We start from the raw sequence: 22002 nt of genomic DNA on the forward strand, positions 1-22002 counted from the left end.
CGTTGCGCACCGGGTCGCGGATCGTGCGCAATCGACGTGCGCGTGTGAGTGCGCAGCCTCCGCCCGGGTGCTCGGGAGCCGGCTGCGCATCCGCCTGCCGCTGCGCAGTCCCCCGGCGCGGGAGTCCGGGGGCTGCGTGCCTGCGGGCTTCACCCCGCGTTGCGCACTGGGCGCCGACCGCCCCGATCGCCGTGTGATCCGGCGTATCGGAGCGGGACTCCGCGGGGGTGCGAAATGTCGTGGTCGGGTCTGTGGTCGGGGCGACCACAGACCCGACCACGGGTTTGTGTCCTCTTCGTGATCGTGGTCGGGCCTTCGTGGTCGGTGGTCGGGTCGGGGTCGACGGGTTGCCTCGGGTCAGAAGCAACAACTCGCTCTGACCTGGGAGTTTGGAATGTCTCCTGCCATGCAGGCAGCGGAGGAGCACGCTGCTCCTCCGACCGCTGCGGGGGCTCGGCTGCAGCAGATGCGGCGCCGGGTCCGCCTGGGCCGCCTGGGCGTGTGGGCTGCGGTGTCAGCCGGCCCCATCGCGCTGGCCGTCGCCGTGGCCACGCCCGCGACCGTGGTCCGTGCCTCGCCCGCGACGAAGCCGACCACCGTGAAGACGACCGTGTCGGCCAACCCGTCCGGGTACGCCACGGTGTTCCTCGGCGCGTGGCTGCGCAGCCGCGCAGGCGCCGAGAGCACTGCGCAGGCCCGGCTTGCGCAGTCGATGGCCCCGGATGTCGATCTTCCCGGGACGACGGATGCGCAGCCCGAGCCGGAGTCGGTCGTGGCGGTGCGCAGTACGCAGCAGACCGGCACGGCGTGGTCGGTGACGGTGGCTGCGCAGTACGCCGACGGCTCGGTGCGCTACTTCGCGGTGCCGCTTGCCGCCGACTCGGGCGGCGCCTCGTTCACGGTGTCCGGTGCCCCCGGGGTGGTGGCCGGCCCGGCCCGTACCAAGGGGGTTCAGTCGCCGTACACGGTGACCGTCCCGGCGGACAGCGATGCGTCGTCCACGGCTGGGGAGTTCCTGGCCGCGTATCTGTCCGGAGCCGGTGAGGTCGACCGCTACCTCGCTCCCGGCGTGAGTCTGTCGCCCGTCTCCCCCGCCCCGTACCAGACGGTCACGGTCCAGCAGATGCTTGCCGCCGACCAGGAGGCGGCTGCCGAGTCCGTCCCGGCGGACGGGACCCGGGTGCGGGTGATGGCCGAGGTCGAGGCTCGCGACAGTGCGGGGCGGTGGCCGCTGGCGTACGAACTGACGCTCAAGGCTCGCTCGGGCCGCTGGGAAGTCGCCTCTCTGGAGTCCGGCACCGCGCAGGCGGGGGGTGCCCGGTCATGACCAGTGTGCTGCTCGCCGGAAAGCTCGACGACCTTGGCGACTCGTGGATCACGATGTTCGAGAACTGGGCGACCAAGGGCCTGCAGGCCGGTCTGCTCGTGCTCGTAGTCGTCATCATGATCCAAAAGTTCTCGTTGAAGGCCGGGATCGGCGCGCTGATCCTGATGGTGATCGCGCTCGGCCTGTACAACTCGCGCAACAGCCTTGCCGACATGTTCGAGGACGAGGTCAACAACCCGTCGAAGTCGGCGCCCGCCGTTCCCGGCATCGTGCAGGGCGAACCTCCGGCCGACCGTGAACACTCCGCAGGCGTCGGAGGTTGGTTGTGAGCGCCGCCACCGGCTCCGTGCGGATGGGCCGCTTCTACACCTCGGCCCGCCGCCACCCGTGGGTGCTGGGCAAGGTGGCCGACTGGCGTATCCCGCTCGGCCCGTTCACGCCCGCGCAGATCCTCCTCGCCGTCGGCGGCGGCTTCGTTCTGGTCAAGACGATTCCGCTGTGGTCGTGGCTGGGGCCCGTCCCGATCGCCGCCTGGCTGCTGGGCATATGGGCGGTGCGCCGTCCGAAGATCGGGGGGCGCGCACCGCTCCCGGCCGCCTTGGGCTGGCTGCTGCTGTTCTGGCAGCCGCGCGGGGGCCGGATCGGCGGCCGCGCGGCCCGCGACCACGCCGCCCGCCCCTTGACCGGTGGCTTCGTCATCGAGGGCAACGCCCCGGCCGCGCCGATCCCTTCGGCTCCGCGGCCGCGAGCCGCCGAGCGTACGCAGCGCCGGGAGGCGCCACGGTCGCGGTCGGGCCCTCGCCCGGCGGCCGTCGCCGCTCAGCCGGTACGGCCGGTGTCGGGTGTGCAGCAGCTGCTCGCGCTCGCCGAACAGGGGGGTGCGCGATGAGGGTGCCGATCCGTCACATCGCCGGGCACCTGGTGTGGTCGACGCACGGCAGCGTGTGGGCCGTCTACCGGCTTCACCCGGGTCCCGACGAGCAGGGCCGCCACGAGGAGACCGTGCAGGGCACCTATGTGCCGGCCGCCGTACGGGAAGAACAGCTCGCCAAGATCACTCATCTGGTGCGGTCCCTGACCGGGGCGCCACGGCTTTTCGGCCTGTGCGCCCGGGTCGATCCGGGGGAAGTCGCGCTGCGCATGATCGAGGGCATCGAGCCCTCCGATACTCCGCCGGGCCAGACGCACCCCTGGGTGGAGAACGTCGAATCCACGCTGGATCTGCTGAACGGACAGGAGATGCACCGCCGCACCCTGTGGCTGGCGGTCCCGCTCCAGACCGAAGGTGCCGGCCTGCAGATGACTGCTCAGGTCGGCGCGATGTGGGCCGAGATCGCCCCGACGCTGGGCATGCGGCCGACGCCGGTTGCGCGGCGGGAAGTGACTGCGTACCAGGAGCAGGCTGCGCGGGTGGAGGCCGCTCTCGCCGGCGGCGCCGCGTTCCGCCCCGCTCGCCCGGCGGAGATCGTGTGGATGGTCCAGCACGCTCTGCACCGCGGTATGGACGAGCCGCTGCTGGCCGAGGCTGAGAGCAGCGAGCTGTACGGCGGGCAGGTGCGCGAGGGAGTGCTGCACTCCCCCAGCTACGCCGATCTCGGGCAGGTCCGCCTCCAGGAGGGCGGCATCGACCCGGACCTCGACGACGTCGACGAGCTCAAGAGCGCCGACCAGCTCACCCGGTCGGGCCGCAAGGCGTGGTGGCGGGTGAAGACGGCCTCTCCGCTGCGCCGACGGTGGCTGCAGATCGAGTCCGACGCCGGCACCGGCTACCAGGCGCAGTTGGCGCTTGCTGAGTGCCCGCCCGCGGTCAGCGTGGATGCCGCCGATCTGTTCGCTCAGCTGGAGACGCTCGATTTTCCCGTCGACTACACCGTCGACCTGACGCTCGTGCCCGCGGAGAAGGCCCGCGATCAGGTGCGGCGCAAGCGCAACGAACTCGTCGACCAGGCCGACCAGTACGACGCCCGGCCGACCGGCATGCCCGCCTCGCTCACGGACGCCGCCCGCGACCTGGGTGAGCTGGACGCCCGCCTGTCGCGCACCTCGGTCGAGGTCGAGGTGCAGTCCGTGACCGTGCTGAGCGTGTGGGGGCCGACCGCGGCGATCTGTGACGCCCGCGCCCGGGCGTTGGCCTCGCTGCTCGGCGGCGCCGACTACCGGGCCGTGCGCCCGGCCGGCCTGCAGGAGGCGCTGTTCCTGCTCGGGCTGCCGGGCACCACACGGCCGGGAGTGGTGCGGGAGTTCACGCAGCACCAGGTCTCGGAGGACTGGGCATTGGGCGGTGCCTTCACCCTCGGGGAGGTCGGCGACCCCAACGGCATGTTCCTCGGCCTCGACCTGGACTGCGGCACCACCCGCCCCGTCATGATCAACGTGGCGGACGCGCCGAAGCACGACGCCAGCGCCTCCCTGGGCATCGTGGGTGACCTGGGGGCCGGCAAGTCGGTCCTGCAGAAGCTGATCGCGGAGGCGGTGTGGGCGCGCGGCGGATGCGCGATCTGCATCGACCGCACCCCAGTGCGCGAGTGGGCGACCTTCGCCCGTACCGCCGCGAAGGGCCGTGTTCAGATCATCGACGCCGCCCAGGCCGAGGTGTCCATCGACCCGCTGCGCATGTTCGACGGGCCCGAGGGCCGCCACTACGCCCTGTCCTATCTCACCCTGCAACTCGGCATCGGCCCTATGAGCACCAACGGCGAGGTCCTGCACCACGCCGTCGAGAAGGCCGCCGCCAGCGACGCCCCCTCCATGCGCCGCGTGCTGGAGGTCCTGGAGGAGATGGCCACAAGCGAGGTGGGCAAGCGGCAGGACGCGGCGTCCACACTCGCCGGTCTCGTCCGCGTCGTCGCCACCAACTCCCTGGCCCGGATGGTGTTCGACCCCACCCTGCCCCCGGTACGGCTGGACGCCTCCAGCACCTCCGACATGATCGTGATCACGACCGCGGGTCTGAAGCTGCCGCCCAAGGCGGCGTTCGCCAATCCGGAGGTCCTGCACCAGCAGCCGCTGGAGGCCCTGATCGGGCGCGCTGTGCTCTACCTGATCGCGGCGCTGGCCAGGCAGACCGCGTTCGAGGACCCGGAGCGGTTCACCGCGGTGGTCGCGGACGAACTGTACTGGCTCACCTCATCGGCCGAGGGCACCGCACTGATCCACGAGATCCTCCACGACGGCCGTAAGCACGGCGCCGGCCTGCTCGCAGCCTCCCACGACGCCGAGGAACTCGGCCCCGACCGCGGGCTGATGGCGTACCGGGCGCTGGCCCGCACCGCCGACCGTGGACGCGCCCGCCGCGGCCTGGAGTTCGTCGGGCTCGACCCGAACGATCCGGAGCTGCTGCGGCTGGTGACCACCGGCCTGTCCCCCGTCGGGCAGCGCGGCCGTGAAGGGGAGTTCCTGCTGGCCTGCCCGCGGCAGAACACGGGCCGGATCAAGGCCGTCATCCCCCGCATCGAGCGGATCACCACCTCCATCACCACCACACCGGGCCGCCGTACGAGCGCGAGCACCGCGCACGCCTCCAGCGGAGCCGACACGGCCCGACCGAAGGAACACGTCTCATGACCACGTCGTCTTTCAGCTCATCCCGCACCCGGCGCATCGCCCGCGCGGCGGGCACCCTGATCGTGATCGCCCTCCCGGCCGTCCTGCTCGCCCTGGTCGTGGGGGCGGGAGTGCCCGAGGCGTGGTGGCCGCAGACCGGACAGGCCTTCGCCGCCGACCAGCCTCACGCCGAATCGGCGCGCCGGGATCCGTGCGATCTGATCGTGGGCCCGGCCAAGGAGTACTGCGAGCGCGGCCACCACTCCGCCACTACGTCGTCCGCCTCTGCCGGCGAGGCCCCCCACGAGGGCGCCAGGGCGGCATGGATGGTGATTCCGCCCATGGCGGGCCTGGCCGCCGTCGTCGTGTGGCGGCGCCGGGGCGTTGCTGGACACGGGCGGCGCTGAATGTGGCGCCCAGACCGCGGCACGCTCCGCTCGGCCGGTGTCGTCGTCCTGCTCTCCGGCGTGTTCCTTCTGGTCAACAGCCAGGTCGTGTACGCGGCGAGCAGCAGCAGTGAGACCGGTGACCTCCTCGCGCCGCTGAACATCGACTCCTCCGAGGGTCTGCCGATCAACGGCTACGAGTTGGGCGCGGACGGGGGCTCGATCGTCAGCTTCAAGACGCAGTCCCTCGCCTTCGCGCTGGCCGGCCTGTTCACGCTCATCCGGCTCCTGGTCGGACTGGCTGGCTGGTCCATCGAGGTCGCTCTGCGGTTTCCGCTGCTGAAGATTCTCACCGCCCCGGCGCAGAAGGTCGCCGACGCCTACAACAACGTGGTCGTCGACACCCTCGGTATCAAGGGGTTGTTGCTGGCCTGGGGTTTCGTCTTTGCCGGGTTCATGATTGTGCGCGGCCGGGTCGGCCGCGGTCTGGGCGAGATCTTCCTGACGTTGCTGATCGCGGCGTTCGCTGCCTCCACTTTCGTCCGCCCTGACTACCTGCTCGCCGAGAACGGGCCGCTGGGGCAGACCCAGCAGGTGGCTGCGGAGGTCGCCCAGGAGAGCGTCAACTCCTACGACTGGGGCGGCAAAATCGCCAGCACCGACCCGTGCGCGAAGATGGCCGGCAACGCTGAGCTCAAGTGCCTGGAGATTGAAGAGGAAGCCCCCGTCTCCGCAGCGGACGTGGCCCGCCCACTCCAGGACTCGATCACCAACGCGCTGATCGTCAAGCCTTACATGCTGCTCGAGTACGGGCGCATCCTCGACCCCGCCAAGAAGTCCGACCGCAAGGCGTACGCCGTCCATCTGAAATGGGTCGCCGGCGGATACAAGGCCTACAACAGCGACGACGGGGACGGGGACGCCGACTGTTCTTCGGTCGCCGAACCGGCGCGGAAGTACTGCGAGGAGCAGAACGCGAAGCACAAGAAGGCGAAGGACGCCTGCTCGCTGGTCCACGGCCCGGCCAAGAAGTACTGCGAGCGCGACAAGGAGGAGTCGGGCAACAGCTGCGACCTCCTCGACGGCCAGGCCAAGAAGGTCTGCGAAGGCGACGGGCTACCTGGGCTGACGCCGGGCGGTGATCTGCTGGACACCGCCAGCCCGATTGTGTCCGAAGAGGACCAGGAGTTCGCCGCGTTCATGGCGGACATGAAGAAGGCCGGGGACGTCGGGAAGTCGTGCGCTGCCTACGCCGAGCAACCCACCTGGTGGCGGGTCGGCGGCGCATTCCTGCTGCTGATCGCCGCCCTGTTCATCTGCGGCATGCTCCTGTCCAGCGCGATCGTCCTGCTCGGAACCCAGGGCGTGTGTGCCGGGGCGGCGGCCGCCGGGGGCGTCACCTTCGTTGCGGGCATGCTGCCCGGTCCGGCCCGCCAGTCGGTGTGGAAGTGGCTGTCGATCTGGGGCATCGCGATTTTGACCCTGGTCGGCGTGTGCGCGTTCGTCCCGTTCTTCGGGATCGCCGTCGACGCCACCATCACCAACGGGCCCGACCTGATGGTGGAACGCATCCTGCTGATCGACGTGCTGGCCATCGCCGGCGCGGCCGGGCACCGCCGCCTGCTGACCGGGATCACGTCCTTCGGCCAGCGCATGGCGATGCGGATGCGCTATGCCAAGGTCGGCGGCACCCACATGCCCGGCGACACCTCGGAGCTCGGCGCCGCGCTTGCCATGAACTCCCCTGCGGCGATGGGCGGATACGGCGGCGGCCTGCGTGCCTTCACCGGAGGCGGAGGCGGCCGGTTCGGCATGCTCGGCACCCGCCAGCGGCTGATGGGCGCCCTCACCTCGCTGGTCGACGGGGCGGGCATGCCCGTCGACACCGGGCGGATGTTCGCCGATGCTACGGCGGAAGCCGGTCGAGGCCTCGCTCCGCTGACCGCGGCCGCGGCTGTGGGCGGGCTCGGCGCGCGGCTCGGCGCGAAGGGCGCGGGCTGGCTGCTGATCGGCAAGCGGCCGGACAAGGAGCAGCTGGCCAAGTGGCAAAAGCCCACCGGCGTCGAAGGTGAGGGCGACACCACAAGCAGCGGCGACGGCGACGGCCAGGGCGGCCGGCTCCGGCGCGGTGGCCCGCGGGACCGTTACCGCGATGACGAGGGCCAGGTCGTCGACCGTGACACCGGTGAGGTGCTGCACGACCAGAACACCGACCGTTCCCTGTTGTCCACGCGTGCCCACAACCGCCTGGTGCGCTTCCGCGGCTACCGCATCCTCAACCGCGGCGGCCGGACCGCCTACGGGGCGACCGCGGGTCTGCCGGCGAATGTGCGCCGGGCCCGGCAGGGCGGCTCGCGCTACACCCAGGACGCCCGCCAGCAGGTTCAGGTGTGGCGCAACACCGTGCGCGAAGACCGCCGTGCCTGGGGCGACGCGGGACGCAGCACTGCCCAGCGGATCCGCAATCACGGCGACGACGGGGGCGGAACGGGGCCCTTCCGCAGCCGTCGCCTGCCCACCGGCGGCCCGACGGCACGGCCGGGCGGTTCCGGTTCGCCGGGCTCGGCGCCGACGCCGCGCCCGCCCCGGCGGCGGCTGACGGACGCTCCCTCCGAGGTGCGCCGCCGGATGCGGGACGCCTTCAACCGGGGGCACGACGACGGCTCCGGTGACGGTGGTGACGGTTCGTGAGCAGGCGTCGCGGGCGGAAGGCCAGGTGGGCCTTCATGGTGCTGATGCTGCTGTTCGCCGCCGTGTGCTGCGCCGCGCCGGTGGGAAACGCGATCAGCGCGTACGTCGCGCTGAAGACGGGTGTCTCCGGCAGCGACGACGGCGGGATCGCCGAAGGCGGTTCGGCGGCGGACATCCCGCCGCGCATGCTCACCGCCTACAAGAAGGCGGTCCAGCAGGTCGGCAAGCACGTGCCCAAGTGCCGGGGCATGCGCTGGCCGATCCTCGCCGGGATCGCCAAGGTGGAGTCCAACCACGCCACTGGGCGCAACGTCGCCGACAACGGGGACATCCGCCCGAGGATCTACGGGGTGCTCCTCAACGGGTCCGGCGCCGGCGGCAACACGACCGCGTTCCCGGACACCGACGGCGGCAAGTGGGACGGCACCTCTCAAGGTGAGCGGGCGGTGGGCCCCTTCCAGTTCCTGCCCTCCACCTGGGAAGGCGTCGGTGAGGATGCCAACGGTGACAAGAGGGCGGACCCGCACAACGCGGACGATGCCGCGCTCGGCGCCGCGATCTACCTGTGCGGCAAGGGGCGTGACCTTGCCCAGCGTGGCCAGCTCAAGGCGGCGATCCTGCAGTACAACCAGTCGGGCGAGTACGTCTCGAACGTGCTGGGCTGGATCGACCAGTACACGGCGGCCGCCAAGGACCCGGATCTGAAGAGCGTGTCCGTGAAGGTCCGCACCGTGCTTGATGCGGCGCTGTCGCAACGGGGGGTGCCCTACTCGTGGGGCGGCGGCAACGCGAACGGCAAGTCGACCGGGATCTGCTGTTCACCGAAGGGGTTCAGCGGCGAGACCATCAAAGGCTTCGACTGCTCCGGGCTGACGCAGTACGCGTTCGCCCGGGCCGGGATCCGTCTGCCGCGCCTTGCGGCCGACCAGGCCAGTGTCGGAACGCGGATCCCCGCCGCCCTGGGCACGTTCGCGCTCAAGCCGGGGGACTTGGTCTTCTTCGCGTACGTCCCCGGCCGCGATTCCAGCATCTATCACGTCGGCATCTACGTCGGCAGCGGCCAGATGATCAACGCCGCCCGCCCGAACACGGTGGTCCGGCTGGACGCGGTCGACGCAATGTCTGGGTACGCGGGAGGGGCCCGCCTGCTATGACCGCCACCCCGCGATCCCCACGCCTGCTCCTGATCACCACCGTCATCCTGGTCGTCGCCGGGGGCGTGCTCCTGGCCGTGCCGCACGGCCAGGGCGCGAAGGTCTCGGAAAAGCCGCCCAGCGCGACCGCACCGACCGCTCCCCCGCCCCTCGCGTCGGCCGCCCCCCGTGAGCCGGCGGACGGAACGCGCTCCACCGCCACAGCGCCCTCCACGCGCGCCTCCGCGCTGCCGCCGCACGGCGAAGGGACGGCTGGCGACCCTGCCATCCAGCAGGTCCTGGAGAAGTCCTGGCCCGCCGACCTTCCCGCCGACGACGAGCGCCAGTTGCTCACCGACGGCCGGGCCCTGCTGCGTGCGGACGCCACCGGGATCGGCCGCTCCAAGTGGCCCCGTGTCTTCGGCGACTCCGGGCAGGCGGTCGCTCCGGCCTTCGCCTCCGCCCGTTTCCGTGTCCAGGCCGCGATCGCCCGCCGCGACGGCAACCCCACGAAGGCGGTCGTGCACCTGGTGTGGGCGGGCACCGACCGCGGCGGCACCTACACGGACGGCCGCATCACCGATCTGTTCTTCACCCGCACCATCAAGAAGGGAAAGCCGACGTGGACTCCGCAGCCTCGTATCTGACGGGTCAGGCCTCTGAGGGGACCTACGGTCAGGTACTCGGACTGATCACCGGGCTCGTCGAAGCCGTCGACTGGCTTTACGACCACTGGTACCTGCTCGCCCTCACCGTCGCTATCCCCTGGGGCGTGGGCGAGTTGGTGGTGCGTCACCTCGCGGAGCGGGCCTATGCCGAGCGGATGGCCCTGGAGCTCACACCCGCCCGGCACTTCGACCCGGGCTTCGAGGAGATCTTCCGCCGCGGTGTGCAGCTGTCGCGGGCCTCGACGAGCATGCCGTGGTGGGCGCCGCGCCGGTCGAAGACCGTGCAGATCAGGCTGCGCGCGGACGGCACCAAGCCGCTGCGCTACCGCGTCGAGGGCCCCGCGGGTGGCGAACGGCTGCTGTCGATCAGTCCCTTCGGGCCGAACGTCACCGTCGAGCGGGCTCGTCCGATCGTGGACAAGCCACGCGACCACGTGGTGCGGGCGGAGTTCATTTTGCGCGGCAAGCTCACCTCTCCGCTGCGGGAGGTGCCCCTGGAGCCCGACCCGCTGCAGCCCCTCGTAGACGCCGTGTCCGACCTGCGCGCCGAACTGGGCGACCTCGCCGAGATCCGCCTCGACATCCAGCGTGCCCCCAAGTGGGCACTGCGCGCTCGGCGTCTGCAGCTCATGAGTGACGCCCGCCGCCAGGAGCGCCGGGAGACCCAGCGTGCGTCACGCTGGGTGCGCCAGGACGCCACCGGGATCGAAGACTCGCTCGCCTGGAACCTGCAATCGCTGATCACCGGCAAGGACGCGTCAGCCGGGAGGCGCCTGGTGATGCCCCCGGTGCCGCGCCGGGTGGACCCGGCCGAGGCACTCGGCAAGCTCGCCGACGACGACCACCTCGTACGAGTGCAGCTGCTCGTGATGTGCGCGTCCAACATCGAAGGCCGCGCCGAGGCCCGCCTTGCCCAACTCCAGGCCGGCTTCGATGTGTTCGGCGGCCGGTCGCGGTGGGCGATGCGCGGCTGGCGGCTGGGACCCTGGCGGCTCGGCGCCGATCACTGGCCCACCCGGCGCAGCTGGGAGCGCCGCTGGCAGCTGGGGCAGTGCCAGCCGCCCCGCGCGAACTGGGTGCGCTTGGAGGAATTGACCGGATTGCTCAAGCCGCCGACCGTCCACTGCCGGCTTCCGCTGCTCGCCGGTGATCTCCCGTCCTTCGAGTTCGGCAATCCTGACCTGCTGCTGCAGGGCATCCACCGGGGACCCGACGGCCGGAAGCGTCTGGTCGCCACGTACACGGCCGAGACGCTGTTCGAGTGCGGGGTGGGCAAAGCCGGTGGCGGGAAGACGGAACGAGCTCTGGCACAGGCGATCGCAGTGGCGCACGCCGGCGGAGGGCTGATGTTCATCGACCCGCACCGCGACTCCTGGCCCCGTGCCGCGACGTTCCTCGCCCACGACCACCTGATGCAGAGGATCGCGCTGATCGACCTCAACGCGGCGGGGCCCTCGCCGATGTTGAGCTCGTGGAATCCGATCGCCATGCACCATGGGCAGGCCCCGCACGACGTCGTCGAGGCCGTCACCGACGCCTTCGCGTCCGTCCTCGGCTGGGACGATGCCGCCGCTCCCCGGGCGCTGACCATCCTCACGTCGTGCCTGGCGGTGCTGGTCGCCGTCAACCAGGCCGCCTGCCAGGCCGGGCGCCGCGAAGACCAGGCCACCCTCTTCCACATACGGTCGCTGATCTCCGACCCGGGCTTTAGGGGGGCGGCGCTGGCCGCCGTGGCAGACCTGCTGGACGAGGAGACGCGGGCATGGTGGCGGACAGTGTTTCCGACGTTCCCGCCGGACGCGTTCGGCGTGGTCCTCAACCCCCTCGCCCGGCTGGCCGCCAACCCGGTCACCCGTGCCTTTCTCGGCCAGCCCGTCGGGGTCTACAACAGTCGGGCCGCCATGGACAACGGGATGATCGTGTGGGTGTGCCCGGCCGGGAACGGGCCCACCGACCGCCTGTTGACCGCGCTCATCGCACGGGACCTGTTGCGGGCGGTGCGCTCGCGCCGGGACACGCCCGAGGAGCAACGGCGGCTGTTCCGGCTGTACTTCGACGAGCTGATCACCCTGACCGGTGCGGCCCCGGAGACCATCGCGTCGATGTTTGAGGACTTCCGCAAGTTCAGGGTCACGGTGCACGGGATGACCCAGTTGCTGGGCCGTCTGCCGGCTCCGGTACGGATGTCGTTGACGCAGAACGCGTCCACGCTGGCGTCCACGGCGGGATCCAAGACCGCGATCGCTCCGATCACCGCGGAGTGGGGGGACAAGCCGAGCGCGGACGAGGTGGCCGTGCTCGACCGGTTCGACCACTACATCTCGTTCACCGTCGAGGGCCGCCGCGTCGGACCCGTCCGGATCACCGGTCCGCACCTGGACGAGGTGTTCGCCGACTACGCCCGTCCCCGCAAGGTCGGCGCCCTGGAGCGCGCCGCCCGGATGACGGCCGAGGCGGCACCGCTCGATGAGCTCACCGCCACTGCTGCCGCCCAGCAGGGACGGGTCAAGGACTTCCTTGCCCAGCGCGCTCCCGCCGCGACGGCGGACGTACGCCTGAGCAAGCATGCGGAGGGATACCAGTGACCGCAGTCGTTTACGGGTCCGCGTCGTGCTCCCGGTCAGATGCCCATTCTTCGCATGGGGGCGTAGCGGAGCTGGAGTCGCTTGATGTTCTTCTGGGGGCCGAAGGACACCCGGGCGACGGCGTGGAGCCCTTCGCCCTCGACTTCAATCACGGTGCCGATGCCGAAGCGGTCGTGGTCGACGACGTCGCCGGCTGCCACTGCGTCGACGCGCGGCCCGGGCGCGCGGCCGCGTTGCGCCTGGTGCTCAGCCTGGTACTCCATGACGGCCTGGGTGCCTGTCGCGAAGGCGGGGCCGGGCTGTTCGGGCACGGTGGCCTTGACCGACCACCAGCCGCCGTCGGGCGCAGGCGAGTTGTCGTGCGGGGGTTGCTCCGGGGGCAGGGGCATGGTGTAGCGCATGGTCGGGTTGGGTTGCTCCCACCACGCGGGGGTCGCGGGTGCGGGTGCGGGTGCGGGCTCGGGTCCTCGAGGCCGTCCGCCGTCGATGGGGGCGGGCGGGTTGGTCAGCAGAGCCAGCAGGGCCGCGGCGGTCGGGCGCCGTATGGACTCCTTGTGCAGGCAGGCCGTGAGGGCGGGCCGCAGGGTGTCCGGGATCGCGGTGAGGTCTGGCTCGTGGTGCACCACCCGGTGCAGCAGCGCGGGTACGGTGCCGTGTCCGAACGGGCCGGTGCCGGTGGCGGCGTAGTAGAGCACGGCGCCGAGGGAGAAGACGTCGCTGGCCGGGCCGGTCCTCGCGCCGTTGGCCTGTTCGGGCGACATGTAGGCGGGGGTGCCGAGGATGCCGCCGACGGTGGTGAGGGTGGCGGCGGTGTCCGCGCGGGCGATCCCGAAGTCGATGATGCGGGGCCCGTCTTCGGTGATCAGGATGTTCGCCGGTTTGAGGTCGCGGTGGGTGAGGCCTGCGTCGTGGACGGCTGCCAGCGCTTCGGCCAGGCCGGCCGCGAGCACCAGCAGGTCCGTGGCAGGCAGTGGTCCGTGGCGTCGGACGTGCTCGCCGAGGTCGGGGGCGTCGAGGTACGCGGTGGCGACCCACGGGGTGGCGGCGTCCGGGTCGGCGTCGACGACGGGCGCGGTCCAGAAGCCGCTGATGCGGCGGGCAGCGTCGATCTCGCGGCGGAAGCGTTCCCGTACGCCGGGATCGGCGGCCTGGTCGGCATGAACCGTTTTGACCGCGACCTGGCGGCCACCGGGCGACTGGGCGAGGTAGACGGTGCCCATGCCGCCGGCGCCGAGGCGTTCCAGGACGAGGAACGGCCCGAACCGTTCGGGGTCTCCCGTGCTCACTGCCGGATTCACTCCTTGTGGCGTGTGTCGGTGGCCGGGTATGGCGGCCTTTTCAACGTACCTGCCGGAGTGGGGTTATTAGCACACGTAACGAGCGAAGGGATAGAGCGATAAATCGACATCCGCTTTCGGAAGTGACCGGATACGTCCCGAGTTGTACGTGTGAACTCAAATATCGTACTGGGAAGTTGACTGGCATATGCGTAATCTTGCGGCTACGCAAACGCATAACCGCAGCTTGGATCAGGCCGCGGCTGTGGACTGCCGCACGCGGCATCTGGGGCAGCGGTCTGCCACACCGCGTCGTACGGGGAGACCACGTGACACGAGCACTACGCCGCCCGGCGGGGCTCACCGCTGTTCGCATCAGGAAGCACGCAACCGCCGTGCTCCTCGCGGGAAGCCTGGTGGCGCTGGCCGGTTGCAGCGACAACGGCTCGGAGGCGTCGCCCTCCGACCCCAGCAAGAGCCCCAGCGCGAGACCGTCCGCCTCCCCCAGTTCCACGGTTGATCCGGAGCAGGCCGCGGTCCTCGCCGCCTACACCCAGTCCTGGCAAGCCCAGACGGAGGCCTATGCCAAGGCGTCCTCCGCAGGCACCGACTTGCGGAAGACCACCACTCTGCGGGCCCTGGGGCTCGTCGAGCAGGACCTGGAGACCATGCGGAAGGCCGGACAGGTGACGACCGGAAAGCCGGTGATCCATCCCAGGGATCCCAAGGTGACCGACGGCGAGATTCCCAAGGCCACCCTCACGGACTGCGTCGACACCACGAACTGGATTCTGATCGACAAGGCCACGAAGAAGCCGGTCCCGTTGCCGTCAACGCGGCTCATCAAGTACGTCAGCACCGCAAAGCTCGAGAAGTGGGGGACGAAGTGGATGGTCACCGAGTTGACCGCTCAAAAGCAGACCTGCTGATACGGCGCTCCGCCCTGCTCGGTGCCGCGCTCGTTCTGGCCGCCGCGGGCACCGCCCAGGCCGGCGACGACCCCGATGTCGGCGCGGGCAAGTGCCAGGTCGTCAGATTCTGTGTCGATGTCAAGGTGCCCGGCAAGACCGGCGGGGAAAACCAGCAGACCGGCTCGCAGGACAGCGGCGGCGACAGCAAGCTGAAGTGCAAGTACACCAAGATCGACCCGGAGCCACCGGCCAGTGCGAAGGAGCTCTGGAAGGGCGCCGACCCGAAGAAGAGCGACCTGTACTTCTACTCGTGTTCGGACGGCGGCCAGAACAACCCCGACGGGTTCGTCACCGTTGCCAACGGCCAGCAACCACAGCAGCAGGCAAATCCACAGGAGCTGGCGCAGCAAGCCGTCGACTCCATGACGCTGCTGGGCCCCGACATCGACATCAACCCCAAGCCCGGTGGCAAGGGCCTGGTGGGCATGCCGGTGTGGATGGCCGTGGACCAGTCCCAGACGACCTGGGGTCCGAACACGGCGACCGCCTCGGCCGGCGGGGTCACGGTGACCGCGACGGCGAAGGTGGCGAAGGTCGTGTGGTCGATGGGCGACGGCTCCTCGGTGACCTGCACAACTCCCGGCACGGTCTACCAGAAGTCGTACGGGCTGAGGAAGTCGCCGGACTGCGGTCACGTGTACAGCCAGCCGTCGACCGACGGGCAGGGCGGCACGTACAAGGTCACCGCTACCTCGACCTGGGTCATCAACTGGAACGGCGGCGGGGCGAACGGCCAGCTGACCGAGGTCCGCAACTCCTCGGTGGCCGTGACCATCGTCGAGTCGCAGGCCGTCAACTCCTAAACGTCGCACGAGATCGAAGGGCCAGTAGGCCGATGACAAGCTCTCAGACCTCCTTTGCGCCGCGACGCGACGCGCAGCGGCAGCCCGACCTGCCTGTCAGTACCGGGACGAAGAAACGATCAGGCCGCACGTGGTCGGTACCCGTTCTGCTGGTGCTGGTGACGCTGATCGGCGCGCTCGGCGGGGCGGTCGTCGTGACGCGCGCCGGGGACCGCGTCGACGTCCTTGCGGTCGCGCGGGATGTCCCGGTCGGCCAGCAGGTCACCGCGCAGGACGTGAAGGTCGTGTCGTTCGCCGACGATCCCGGTCTGTCCCCGATTCCCGCCGACGATCGTGCCTCGGTCGTGGGCCAGCGTGCGGCAGTTGACCTGCACCCCGGCGATCTGCTGACCCGCTCCCAGCTGAGCGCGCGCGGCGGGCTGGGAGACACCGAGCAGGTGGTCGGGGTCGAACTCAAGCGGGGCTTCGTGCCGCGCGACGAGCTGCGGCCGGGTGACAAGGTGGCCGCCGTCGTCCTTCCCGCCCAGGGAACGGATACGGGGTCTACGGGCTCCGGGTCCGCGGGTAGCGCAACCCCCGACACGATCGACGCGACGGTGAAATCGGTCGGCACCCCGGACTCCACCGGCGCGCTGGTCGTGAACCTGGTGGTGGCGCCTGCGGATGGTCCCCTGCTGGCGACGAAGGCCGCAGCCAAGCAGATCGCGCTCGTACGGCAGCCCCGCCAGAACGGGAGCTGACGACCGTGGCTCTGATCGCTTTGGTGTCCGCGAAGTCGGACGGCACGACTACCTCGGCGGCGGCTCTGGCCCTGGCCAGCCGCAGGCCGGTGCTGCTCGCGGAGCTCGACATGGCCGGCGGAACGTTGCGCCACGGCCTGTTGCGCGACGTGCCGCGCGGTGAGCACCACGAACGCCTGGACGGGAACATCGGGCTGCACCGGTTGCCGCAGGCCGACTGGGAACGCGCCAGCGCCGAGCAGGACTTCACCCCGCAGGTCGCCCAGCACCTGTGGCCGCTGGACGACAGCGACTACCGGGTCGCGCTGCCCGGGCTGATCGATCCGAGGCAGGCCGCCTCCCTGACGTCGACCTGGCCGACGCTGCTGAACGTGCTGCAGCTGACGGACCAGCAACTGGGCTGGGACGTCCTGGTCGACGGCGGGCGGATGGTGCTCGAGGGCGGCCGCCTGCACCCGGTGCTCTCCCCCGCGCCCGTGCTGCGGGAGGCCGACCTGGTGCTGCTGGTGGTCCGTATGACCGAGGAATCCCAGGCGCTCGCCTACCCGATGGTGCGCGCTCTGCAGGACGATCTCGCCGCACAGGGAGCCGGGGCACGGGCACTCGGGCTGCTTCTCCTTGGCGAGGGCTACCGGCCCGCCGACGTCGCCCGGGGACTGGAGGCGCCGGTGATGGCCACCCTGCCGTGGGACGAGCCGGCTGCCGCCTATCTGCGCACCGGTGGACGGATGCCGCGTGGGGTGACGCGCTCGCGGCTGATGCGCGCGGCGCGGGACGTCATGGGGCCGCTGCGTGAACACGCCGACCGGCGGCGTCTGCACCTGCAGATGCGTTCGGTCCAGGCGGCCAACCCTGCGGTGGAGCGGATCGTCCAGCAGCTCGCACAGCGGGGGGTGCGGAATGGCTGACTGGCGCGGCCAGAACGGCACCAACGGACAGAACGTGGCCACCCGGCTGGGGGGCTTGCTGTCCGAGCACGCCGCGACTCACCCGTCCGCACCGCCCGCTGCCCCGCCCGGCCCTCAGCCGGCCCCGACTCCAGTAGCAGCGCAACCTGGTCCCCCGGCCTCGGTTCCGCCTGGGGCCGGGCCTGCCGACATCGCCGCGGCGACGGGCTTGCCCGGGGCGCTGCCCGTGCCCTGGGGGGAGATAACGAAGCTGCGGCAGCAGGTCGCCAACGACGTCGACCAGGTCAAGAAGGACCGGCGCCAGGCCGGCGCGCCGCTGGGTGAGAAGGACCTGGAAGAGGCTGTCCGCGCACGGGTGCGCTTCCGCGTCGCGGAGTGGGCGCAGGAGTGGTCGCTGAGGAACCCGCCGCTGTCGGGCGAGCAGTTGGAGCGGGTCCGCACCGAGGTCTTCAACCTGATCTTCCTGGCGGGTGCGCTGCAGCGCGTCCTTGACCGGCCGGGCGTCGAGGACGTCCTGGTCGACGGCGAGTGGATGTACATCGACTCCCACGGCAAGCCGCGCGAGCGGGTCCGCTCCCCGTTCTCCAGCAAGGCGCAGGCCGTCGAGTGGGTCAACCAGATGGCCGCGACGTCCGGGCACGGCGAGCGGCTGCTGTCGTACGCCACCGGAAAGGTCGAGTTCGATCTGCCGGACGGCTCCCGCGTGGCCTCCACGCTCCTGACCGACGACGTGACGATCGCGATTCGCCGCCACGTGGCGGAAGCGGCCACGCTCGCCGACCTGGAGGCGTGGGGCTCCGTCGACACGATCGTCGCCTCGTTCCTGTCGACCGCGGTGAAAGCGGGCCTGTCCATCATCATCGCGGGCGACATGGCGACGGGTAAGACCACGTTGATGCGGGCCCTGGGCCGCGAAGTTCCCGCTCACGAACGGCTGGCGACGCTGGAGAGCGAGCCTGAGCTGCGGCTGAATTACGACGACCCGGACCGGCACGCGCACGTGCTGGCCTTCCGTACGCGGGAGGGCAACGGAGAGCGGGACGCCACCGGTCGGGTCACGCTCGCCGACCTGGTGCCCGTGTCCCTGCGTTACAAGGCCACCCGGGTCATGGTCGGCGAGGTCCGCGGCGATGAGGCCGTGGCCATGCTGGAGGCGATGATCGCGGGCGGTGCGGGCTCGATGTGCACCCTGCACGCGAAGGACCCCGAGGCCGTGGTCGACCGGCTGATGGTGCCGCTGGCCCGGGCCGGGCTTAGTGATCAGGCCTCTTACCGGCTCATCGCGGCCGCCGTCGACCTCATCGTGTACGTGGACGCGATCGACGAGACCGACCAGGGCGGCCAGGTGCACCGGTTCGTCTCGCACGTGTGGGAGACGGCCGGCCGCAGCGAAGGCGGCGGGGTGGCGTTGTCGCAGCTCTTCGCACCCCGCGAGGACGGGGACGAGGTGCGCGCCATGCCCACCCGTACGCCGATGAACGAGCGACGGCTACGCAAGCTGGAACGCAAGGGCTTCCACCGGCGCTGGCTGATCGAGTACCCGAATGGGCAGTGGCGGCCGATGCGCCGGACGGGAGGTGCCGCGTGACCCAGTCGTACCTGTCCGCCCTCGGCATGCTCGCCGGCGCGGTCGTGGCCCTGAGCCTGGCCGGGGTCGTCGCCGCCTTGCGCGGTTGGCGGCCTGCCGTACGCGGTGTGCGGCCAGGCCGGGTGAAGGGCCGGCTGGTGCGGGCGGTGGACGAACTGCCGCCCGGCTGGCGGGACAACTACCGGCTGCTGCTGGCCGGGGCCGCGGGTGCGGGAGCGCTGATGTGGGCGATCACCGGTTGGCCGGTGCACGGGCTACTCGCGTTCGCGACGGTGGCCGGGCTGCCGTTCGTGCTGTACCCGGGCGGTTCCGGCCGTACGGAGGTGGCCCGTCTGGAGGCGATCGCGGAGTGGCTGCAGCAGCTCGCCAGTGTGCGGGCCGGCGGCAAGCCTTTGGAGTCCACGATCGTGGAACTGGACACGGTTCCGGGCCTGTTGGAGCGTCCGGTGGGCCGGCTGGCCGACCGGCTGAGCTCCGGGATGCCCGCGCGGTGGGCCTACCGGGGGCTTGCCGACGACCTCGCCAGCCGCATCGGCGACGACATCTCCCAGCTGTTCATGGATCACGTCACCAGCCGCGGCCCCGGCCTGGCGCGCGCGCTGTCCGCGCAGGCCACTCTGGTCGCCCGGCAGGCCGCAGATCTGCGGGACATCGACGCCGAGCGTGCGAAGGCCCGCTCCGAAGCCCGAAGGGTGTCCCTGTTCGCGATCGCCGTGGTCACGGTGATCCTCGTCAACGGCTCCTATTCCGAACCGTTCGCGACCCCGATCGGCCAACTCGGGCTGCTGGTGCTGGGTGTGCTGTTCGTCGCGTCGCTGCTGTGGCTGCGCAAGATGGCTGTGATGGAGGAGGAGCCGCGCACCCTGCTCACCGCCGAGGAACGCGCGAAGGAGCAGGAAAAGGAAAGTGAGGCGGTATGAGCCTGTCTGTCCCCGGCATGCTGCTGGGCGGGCTGACCGCGCTCGGCGGCACGCTCGCGGTGCGCAGCCTGCTGCCCAAGCGGACCCCGCTCGATCAGGTCCTGCGCCGCACCCACGCCCCGGCCCCGCGTACCGCGTCCACCAGGACGGCAGCGAAGGGGTCCGCGCAGTGGGCGGACCGGGTCGGTGCCCGGCTGATGGAGACCGATGCGTTCGTGACCCGGCTGCCCGCCCGGGACCTGAACCTTCTGGAGATGGCGCCCGCCTCCCTGCTGGGCCGCTGCGCCCTGTACGCGCTGGGCGGGTTCCTCATCCCTCAGTGGATCATGTTCCTGCTGCGGTTGGGCGGACTGGCGTTGCCGTTCGTCGTCCCGGCGGCCGCCGGGGTGGGCGTCGCGCTGTTCATGGTTTTCAAGTGCCTGGACGATGTCCGTGACAAGGCCACCGACGCACGCCTTGAGTACCGCTACTACATCGCCTCGGTCCTGGAACGCGTCGCCCTGGCCCGCAACTCCGACGCCGGCGCGGCCGAGGCCCTCGCCCGGGCCGTGGAGTCGGGGGACGGAAGCGCCGCGGTGCGGATCCGGGACACCGTCGAGCACGCCCGTCTGGCCGGGGTCAGCCCCTGGGATGCGCTCGGGGGACTCGGCACCGAGCTCGGCGTGCCGGACATCGCCCGGCTGTCCGCCAGCTTGAGCCTCGCGGGCGAGGAACAGGCGGCCGTCTACGACCAGTTGGAGGCTCAGGCCGAGGTCGTACGGCGGGGCCTGCTCTCGGACCGCAAGGAGAAGGCGAACGTGGCCACCGAGAAGATGCACGTGCCGTCGCTGGCGATCGTCTTCCTGATGGCCGTCTTCCTACTGGCACCGGCCCTCGTCCGCATCTTGTCGTTCTGACCCGCCCCCACGGTGCCGTCGAGTGAGCGCCGTGAACCTCTGGAGGAAACCCATGCACACCATCCGCAACCGCTTCTCACTCGTGCTGGACGCACTGCGTCGGCACGGCGCCGTGATCCGCGCTCAGGTGAAGGACCGTGGCGCCTCGGCCACCGAGTGGGGCCTGATCCTGGTCGCCGGAGGCACCATGGTCGGCGTCGTGTACGCCGCGGCCAACACCACGGTCGGCGAGAAGGCCGCGCAGATACTGGGCTTTTGAGCATGCCGACGACACGCATACGCCCGTGGCGGCACCTGGCAGGCAGAAAGTGGTGGCGGGAGGACCGCGGCGCCACGGCCCTGGACATGTCGATGGTCGTCCCGCTCGCGTTCCTGCTGGTGTTCACCCTGATTCAGGGCGGTGTCTGGTTCCATGGCCGGTCGGTGGCGCACCACGCTGCGCAGCAGGCCGTGGACGCGCAGCGGGCCTACGACGCCGCGCCGGGCGCGGGAGAGGCGGCTGCCGGCGAGTTCCTCGCCCGCATGGGTGGCTCGCTGAACGGTGCTGCGGTACGGGTCAGCGACGACGGAGAGACTGTCAGCGTCTCTGTGGAAGGCAACGTGATCAACCTGGTGCCGGGGTGGAGCGGGCACGTCAGCCAGAGCGTCCAGGCCCCCGTCGAGAAGTTCCGCCCATGAGGCGTCGACTGTGGCCCGACCGGCTGGAGCGTGACCGTGGCAGCGCCGCGTTGAGTCTCGCGATCTTCGTGCCGGTGGCGCTGGTGCTGATCGGCTTCACGATCGCCTGCGGGCGGGTGGCGCTGGCCGAGGGCGCCGCCGACGCGGCCGCGCGAGATGCCGCGCGCACCGCCTCGCTGGCCAGCGACCCGGCCTCCGGCGAAGCTGACGCGCGCCAGGCCGCACAGTCCAGTTTGGCCAACTCCGGGATCCACTGCGCCGGCATCAGCGTCGAGTTGGACACCAGCGGGCTGTCCGCGCCGGTGGGGCAGGCGGCCAGTGTGACGGCCACCGTGTCGTGCACCGCGCCGTTGAGCGAGCTCGCGCTGCCCGGCGTCGCCGGGTCCAAGACGCTCACCAGCACTAAGACGTCCGTCGTGGACACGTGGGCAACGCGGGGCGGCTCATGACCAGGTGGCGTCGACGACTTCGTATCCCTTCCGGCTGGGACCGGGGCGGCATGGAACTGTTCTACGCGGGCACCGTGTTGATCGCGTTCCTCATCGTCGGCCTGGTCATCGATGGCGGGCTGGCCCTGGACCGTATGTCGGATGCCGACTACATCGCGCAGGAGGCTGCGCGGGCCGGCGCCCAGCAGATCGACCCGGGCCAGGCCATCACTGGCGAGGCGATCGTGGTCGACCCGGACGCCGCCCAGGCAGCCGCCCGCGCCTTCCTCAGCAGCGAGGGTGTAGACGGTGACGTCGCCATCGCCGAGGACGGGCAGAGCCTCACGGTGACCGTGCGCGACGCCTACCACCCCTACTTCGCTTCCCTGATCGGCGTCAGTGAGATGTCCGTGACGGGACACGGCACTGCCACGTTGCTTCACCAGCCCGGAGGCTGACC

Annotated in this window: 21 protein-coding genes; 20 read left to right on the top strand and 1 reads right to left on the bottom strand. The window is 71.0% G+C overall.

What is annotated here, in order from left to right:
- Nucleotides 1-394: 394 nt before the first annotated feature.
- Genes EF387_RS32775 through EF387_RS32815 form a run of 9 tightly spaced genes read left to right on the top strand, consistent with a single transcriptional unit; the run spans nucleotide 395 to nucleotide 12333 of the window.
- Nucleotides 395-1327 (top strand): conjugal transfer protein, encoded by a 933-nt coding sequence (locus EF387_RS32775; protein ID WP_128380294.1) that lies wholly within the window; start codon nucleotides 395-397, stop codon nucleotides 1325-1327.
- Nucleotides 1324-1656, top strand: a complete 333-nt coding sequence (locus tag EF387_RS32780; protein WP_128380295.1) for a hypothetical protein — start codon at nucleotides 1324-1326, stop codon at nucleotides 1654-1656. The genes EF387_RS32775 and EF387_RS32780 overlap by 4 nt, the downstream gene beginning before the upstream one ends.
- On the top strand, nucleotides 1653-2216 hold the full coding sequence (locus EF387_RS32785; RefSeq protein WP_128380296.1) for a hypothetical protein: 564 nt from the start codon (nucleotides 1653-1655) through the stop codon (nucleotides 2214-2216). The genes EF387_RS32780 and EF387_RS32785 overlap by 4 nt, the downstream gene beginning before the upstream one ends.
- Nucleotides 2213-4891: an ATP-binding protein gene (locus EF387_RS32790; protein WP_128380297.1), complete on the top strand. Its 2679-nt coding sequence runs from the start codon at nucleotides 2213-2215 to the stop codon at nucleotides 4889-4891. The genes EF387_RS32785 and EF387_RS32790 overlap by 4 nt, the downstream gene beginning before the upstream one ends.
- The gene (locus tag EF387_RS32795) at nucleotides 4888-5277 is read left to right on the top strand and encodes a hypothetical protein (protein WP_128380298.1); all 390 of its coding nucleotides are present in this window, start codon (nucleotides 4888-4890) and stop codon (nucleotides 5275-5277) included. Before EF387_RS32790 ends, EF387_RS32795 begins: the two co-directional genes overlap by 4 nt.
- On the top strand, nucleotides 5278-7947 hold the full coding sequence (locus EF387_RS32800) for a hypothetical protein (protein ID WP_238431831.1): 2670 nt from the start codon (nucleotides 5278-5280) through the stop codon (nucleotides 7945-7947). It abuts the gene before it with no gap.
- On the top strand, nucleotides 7944-9101 hold the full coding sequence (locus tag EF387_RS32805; protein ID WP_238431832.1) for a C40 family peptidase: 1158 nt from the start codon (nucleotides 7944-7946) through the stop codon (nucleotides 9099-9101). The genes EF387_RS32800 and EF387_RS32805 overlap by 4 nt, the downstream gene beginning before the upstream one ends.
- Nucleotides 9098-9727 carry a hypothetical protein gene (locus tag EF387_RS32810; RefSeq protein ID WP_128380299.1) on the top strand — a complete coding sequence of 210 codons (630 nt, stop codon included), beginning with the start codon at nucleotides 9098-9100 and terminating at the stop codon, nucleotides 9725-9727. The genes EF387_RS32805 and EF387_RS32810 overlap by 4 nt, the downstream gene beginning before the upstream one ends.
- Nucleotides 9703-12333: a type IV secretory system conjugative DNA transfer family protein gene (locus tag EF387_RS32815; RefSeq protein WP_128380300.1), complete on the top strand. Its 2631-nt coding sequence runs from the start codon at nucleotides 9703-9705 to the stop codon at nucleotides 12331-12333. The genes EF387_RS32810 and EF387_RS32815 overlap by 25 nt, the downstream gene beginning before the upstream one ends.
- A gap of 35 nt (nucleotides 12334-12368) precedes the next feature.
- Here EF387_RS32815 and EF387_RS32820 read toward each other — a convergent pair whose 3' ends face one another.
- The gene (locus EF387_RS32820; RefSeq protein WP_128380301.1) at nucleotides 12369-13619 is read right to left on the bottom strand and encodes a serine/threonine-protein kinase; all 1251 of its coding nucleotides are present in this window, start codon (nucleotides 13617-13619) and stop codon (nucleotides 12369-12371) included.
- A 320-nt stretch (nucleotides 13620-13939) separates the two neighbouring features.
- Between EF387_RS32820 and EF387_RS32825 the strand changes: the two genes are divergently transcribed.
- The 11 genes from EF387_RS32825 (at nucleotide 13940) to EF387_RS32875 (ending at nucleotide 22000) form a co-directional block, all read left to right on the top strand.
- Complete coding sequence (locus tag EF387_RS32825; protein ID WP_128380302.1) at nucleotides 13940-14539, top strand: hypothetical protein; 600 nt, start codon at nucleotides 13940-13942, stop codon at nucleotides 14537-14539.
- Complete coding sequence (locus EF387_RS32830) at nucleotides 14485-15384, top strand: ATP/GTP-binding protein (RefSeq protein WP_238431833.1); 900 nt, start codon at nucleotides 14485-14487, stop codon at nucleotides 15382-15384. The genes EF387_RS32825 and EF387_RS32830 overlap by 55 nt, the downstream gene beginning before the upstream one ends.
- Nucleotides 15385-15416: 32 nt before the next feature.
- Entirely contained in the window at nucleotides 15417-16124 is a 708-nt protein-coding gene (locus tag EF387_RS32835; protein WP_128380303.1) for an SAF domain-containing protein, read from the top strand.
- Nucleotides 16125-16129: 5 nt separating this feature from the next.
- Nucleotides 16130-17032, top strand: coding sequence for a hypothetical protein (locus EF387_RS32840; protein WP_128380304.1), 903 nt, complete (start codon nucleotides 16130-16132; stop codon nucleotides 17030-17032).
- 226 nt (nucleotides 17033-17258) lie between these two features.
- On the top strand, nucleotides 17259-18620 hold the full coding sequence (locus tag EF387_RS32845) for a TadA family conjugal transfer-associated ATPase (protein WP_162467246.1): 1362 nt from the start codon (nucleotides 17259-17261) through the stop codon (nucleotides 18618-18620).
- Nucleotides 18617-19540 (top strand): type II secretion system F family protein, encoded by a 924-nt coding sequence (locus tag EF387_RS32850; protein ID WP_128380306.1) that lies wholly within the window; start codon nucleotides 18617-18619, stop codon nucleotides 19538-19540. Before EF387_RS32845 ends, EF387_RS32850 begins: the two co-directional genes overlap by 4 nt.
- Nucleotides 19537-20436 carry a type II secretion system F family protein gene (locus tag EF387_RS32855; protein WP_128380307.1) on the top strand — a complete coding sequence of 300 codons (900 nt, stop codon included), beginning with the start codon at nucleotides 19537-19539 and terminating at the stop codon, nucleotides 20434-20436. Before EF387_RS32850 ends, EF387_RS32855 begins: the two co-directional genes overlap by 4 nt.
- A gap of 52 nt (nucleotides 20437-20488) precedes the next feature.
- Complete coding sequence (locus EF387_RS32860) at nucleotides 20489-20695, top strand: hypothetical protein (RefSeq protein ID WP_128380308.1); 207 nt, start codon at nucleotides 20489-20491, stop codon at nucleotides 20693-20695.
- Between the two features lie 2 nt (nucleotides 20696-20697).
- Nucleotides 20698-21114: a TadE family protein gene (locus EF387_RS32865; protein ID WP_128380309.1), complete on the top strand. Its 417-nt coding sequence runs from the start codon at nucleotides 20698-20700 to the stop codon at nucleotides 21112-21114.
- Complete coding sequence (locus EF387_RS32870; protein ID WP_128380310.1) at nucleotides 21111-21563, top strand: TadE/TadG family type IV pilus assembly protein; 453 nt, start codon at nucleotides 21111-21113, stop codon at nucleotides 21561-21563. The genes EF387_RS32865 and EF387_RS32870 overlap by 4 nt, the downstream gene beginning before the upstream one ends.
- Nucleotides 21560-22000: a hypothetical protein gene (locus EF387_RS32875; RefSeq protein ID WP_128380311.1), complete on the top strand. Its 441-nt coding sequence runs from the start codon at nucleotides 21560-21562 to the stop codon at nucleotides 21998-22000. The genes EF387_RS32870 and EF387_RS32875 overlap by 4 nt, the downstream gene beginning before the upstream one ends.
- Nucleotides 22001-22002: the final 2 nt, after the last annotated feature.

The organism is Streptomyces cavernae, assembly GCF_004023625.1.
GTDB lineage: Bacteria > Actinomycetota > Actinomycetes > Streptomycetales > Streptomycetaceae > Streptomyces > Streptomyces cavernae.

Excerpts from the sequence above, each read along its gene's own strand:
- EF387_RS32835 (WP_128380303.1), top strand. The coding sequence starts at position 15,417 with ATGACAAGCTCTCAGACCTCCTTTGCGCCGCGACGCGACGCGCAGCGG.
- EF387_RS32865 (WP_128380309.1), top strand. The coding sequence starts at position 20,698 with ATGCCGACGACACGCATACGCCCGTGGCGGCACCTGGCAGGCAGAAAG.
- EF387_RS32780 (WP_128380295.1), top strand. The coding sequence starts at position 1,324 with ATGACCAGTGTGCTGCTCGCCGGAAAGCTCGACGACCTTGGCGACTCG.
- EF387_RS32875 (WP_128380311.1), top strand. The coding sequence starts at position 21,560 with ATGACCAGGTGGCGTCGACGACTTCGTATCCCTTCCGGCTGGGACCGG.
- EF387_RS32870 (WP_128380310.1), top strand. The coding sequence starts at position 21,111 with ATGAGGCGTCGACTGTGGCCCGACCGGCTGGAGCGTGACCGTGGCAGC.
- EF387_RS32800 (WP_238431831.1), top strand. The coding sequence starts at position 5,278 with ATGTGGCGCCCAGACCGCGGCACGCTCCGCTCGGCCGGTGTCGTCGTC.
- EF387_RS32795 (WP_128380298.1), top strand. The coding sequence starts at position 4,888 with ATGACCACGTCGTCTTTCAGCTCATCCCGCACCCGGCGCATCGCCCGC.
- EF387_RS32790 (WP_128380297.1), top strand. The coding sequence starts at position 2,213 with ATGAGGGTGCCGATCCGTCACATCGCCGGGCACCTGGTGTGGTCGACG.
- EF387_RS32810 (WP_128380299.1), top strand. The coding sequence starts at position 9,098 with ATGACCGCCACCCCGCGATCCCCACGCCTGCTCCTGATCACCACCGTC.
- EF387_RS32855 (WP_128380307.1), top strand. The coding sequence starts at position 19,537 with ATGAGCCTGTCTGTCCCCGGCATGCTGCTGGGCGGGCTGACCGCGCTC.
- EF387_RS32775 (WP_128380294.1), top strand. The coding sequence starts at position 395 with ATGTCTCCTGCCATGCAGGCAGCGGAGGAGCACGCTGCTCCTCCGACC.
- EF387_RS32860 (WP_128380308.1), top strand. The coding sequence starts at position 20,489 with ATGCACACCATCCGCAACCGCTTCTCACTCGTGCTGGACGCACTGCGT.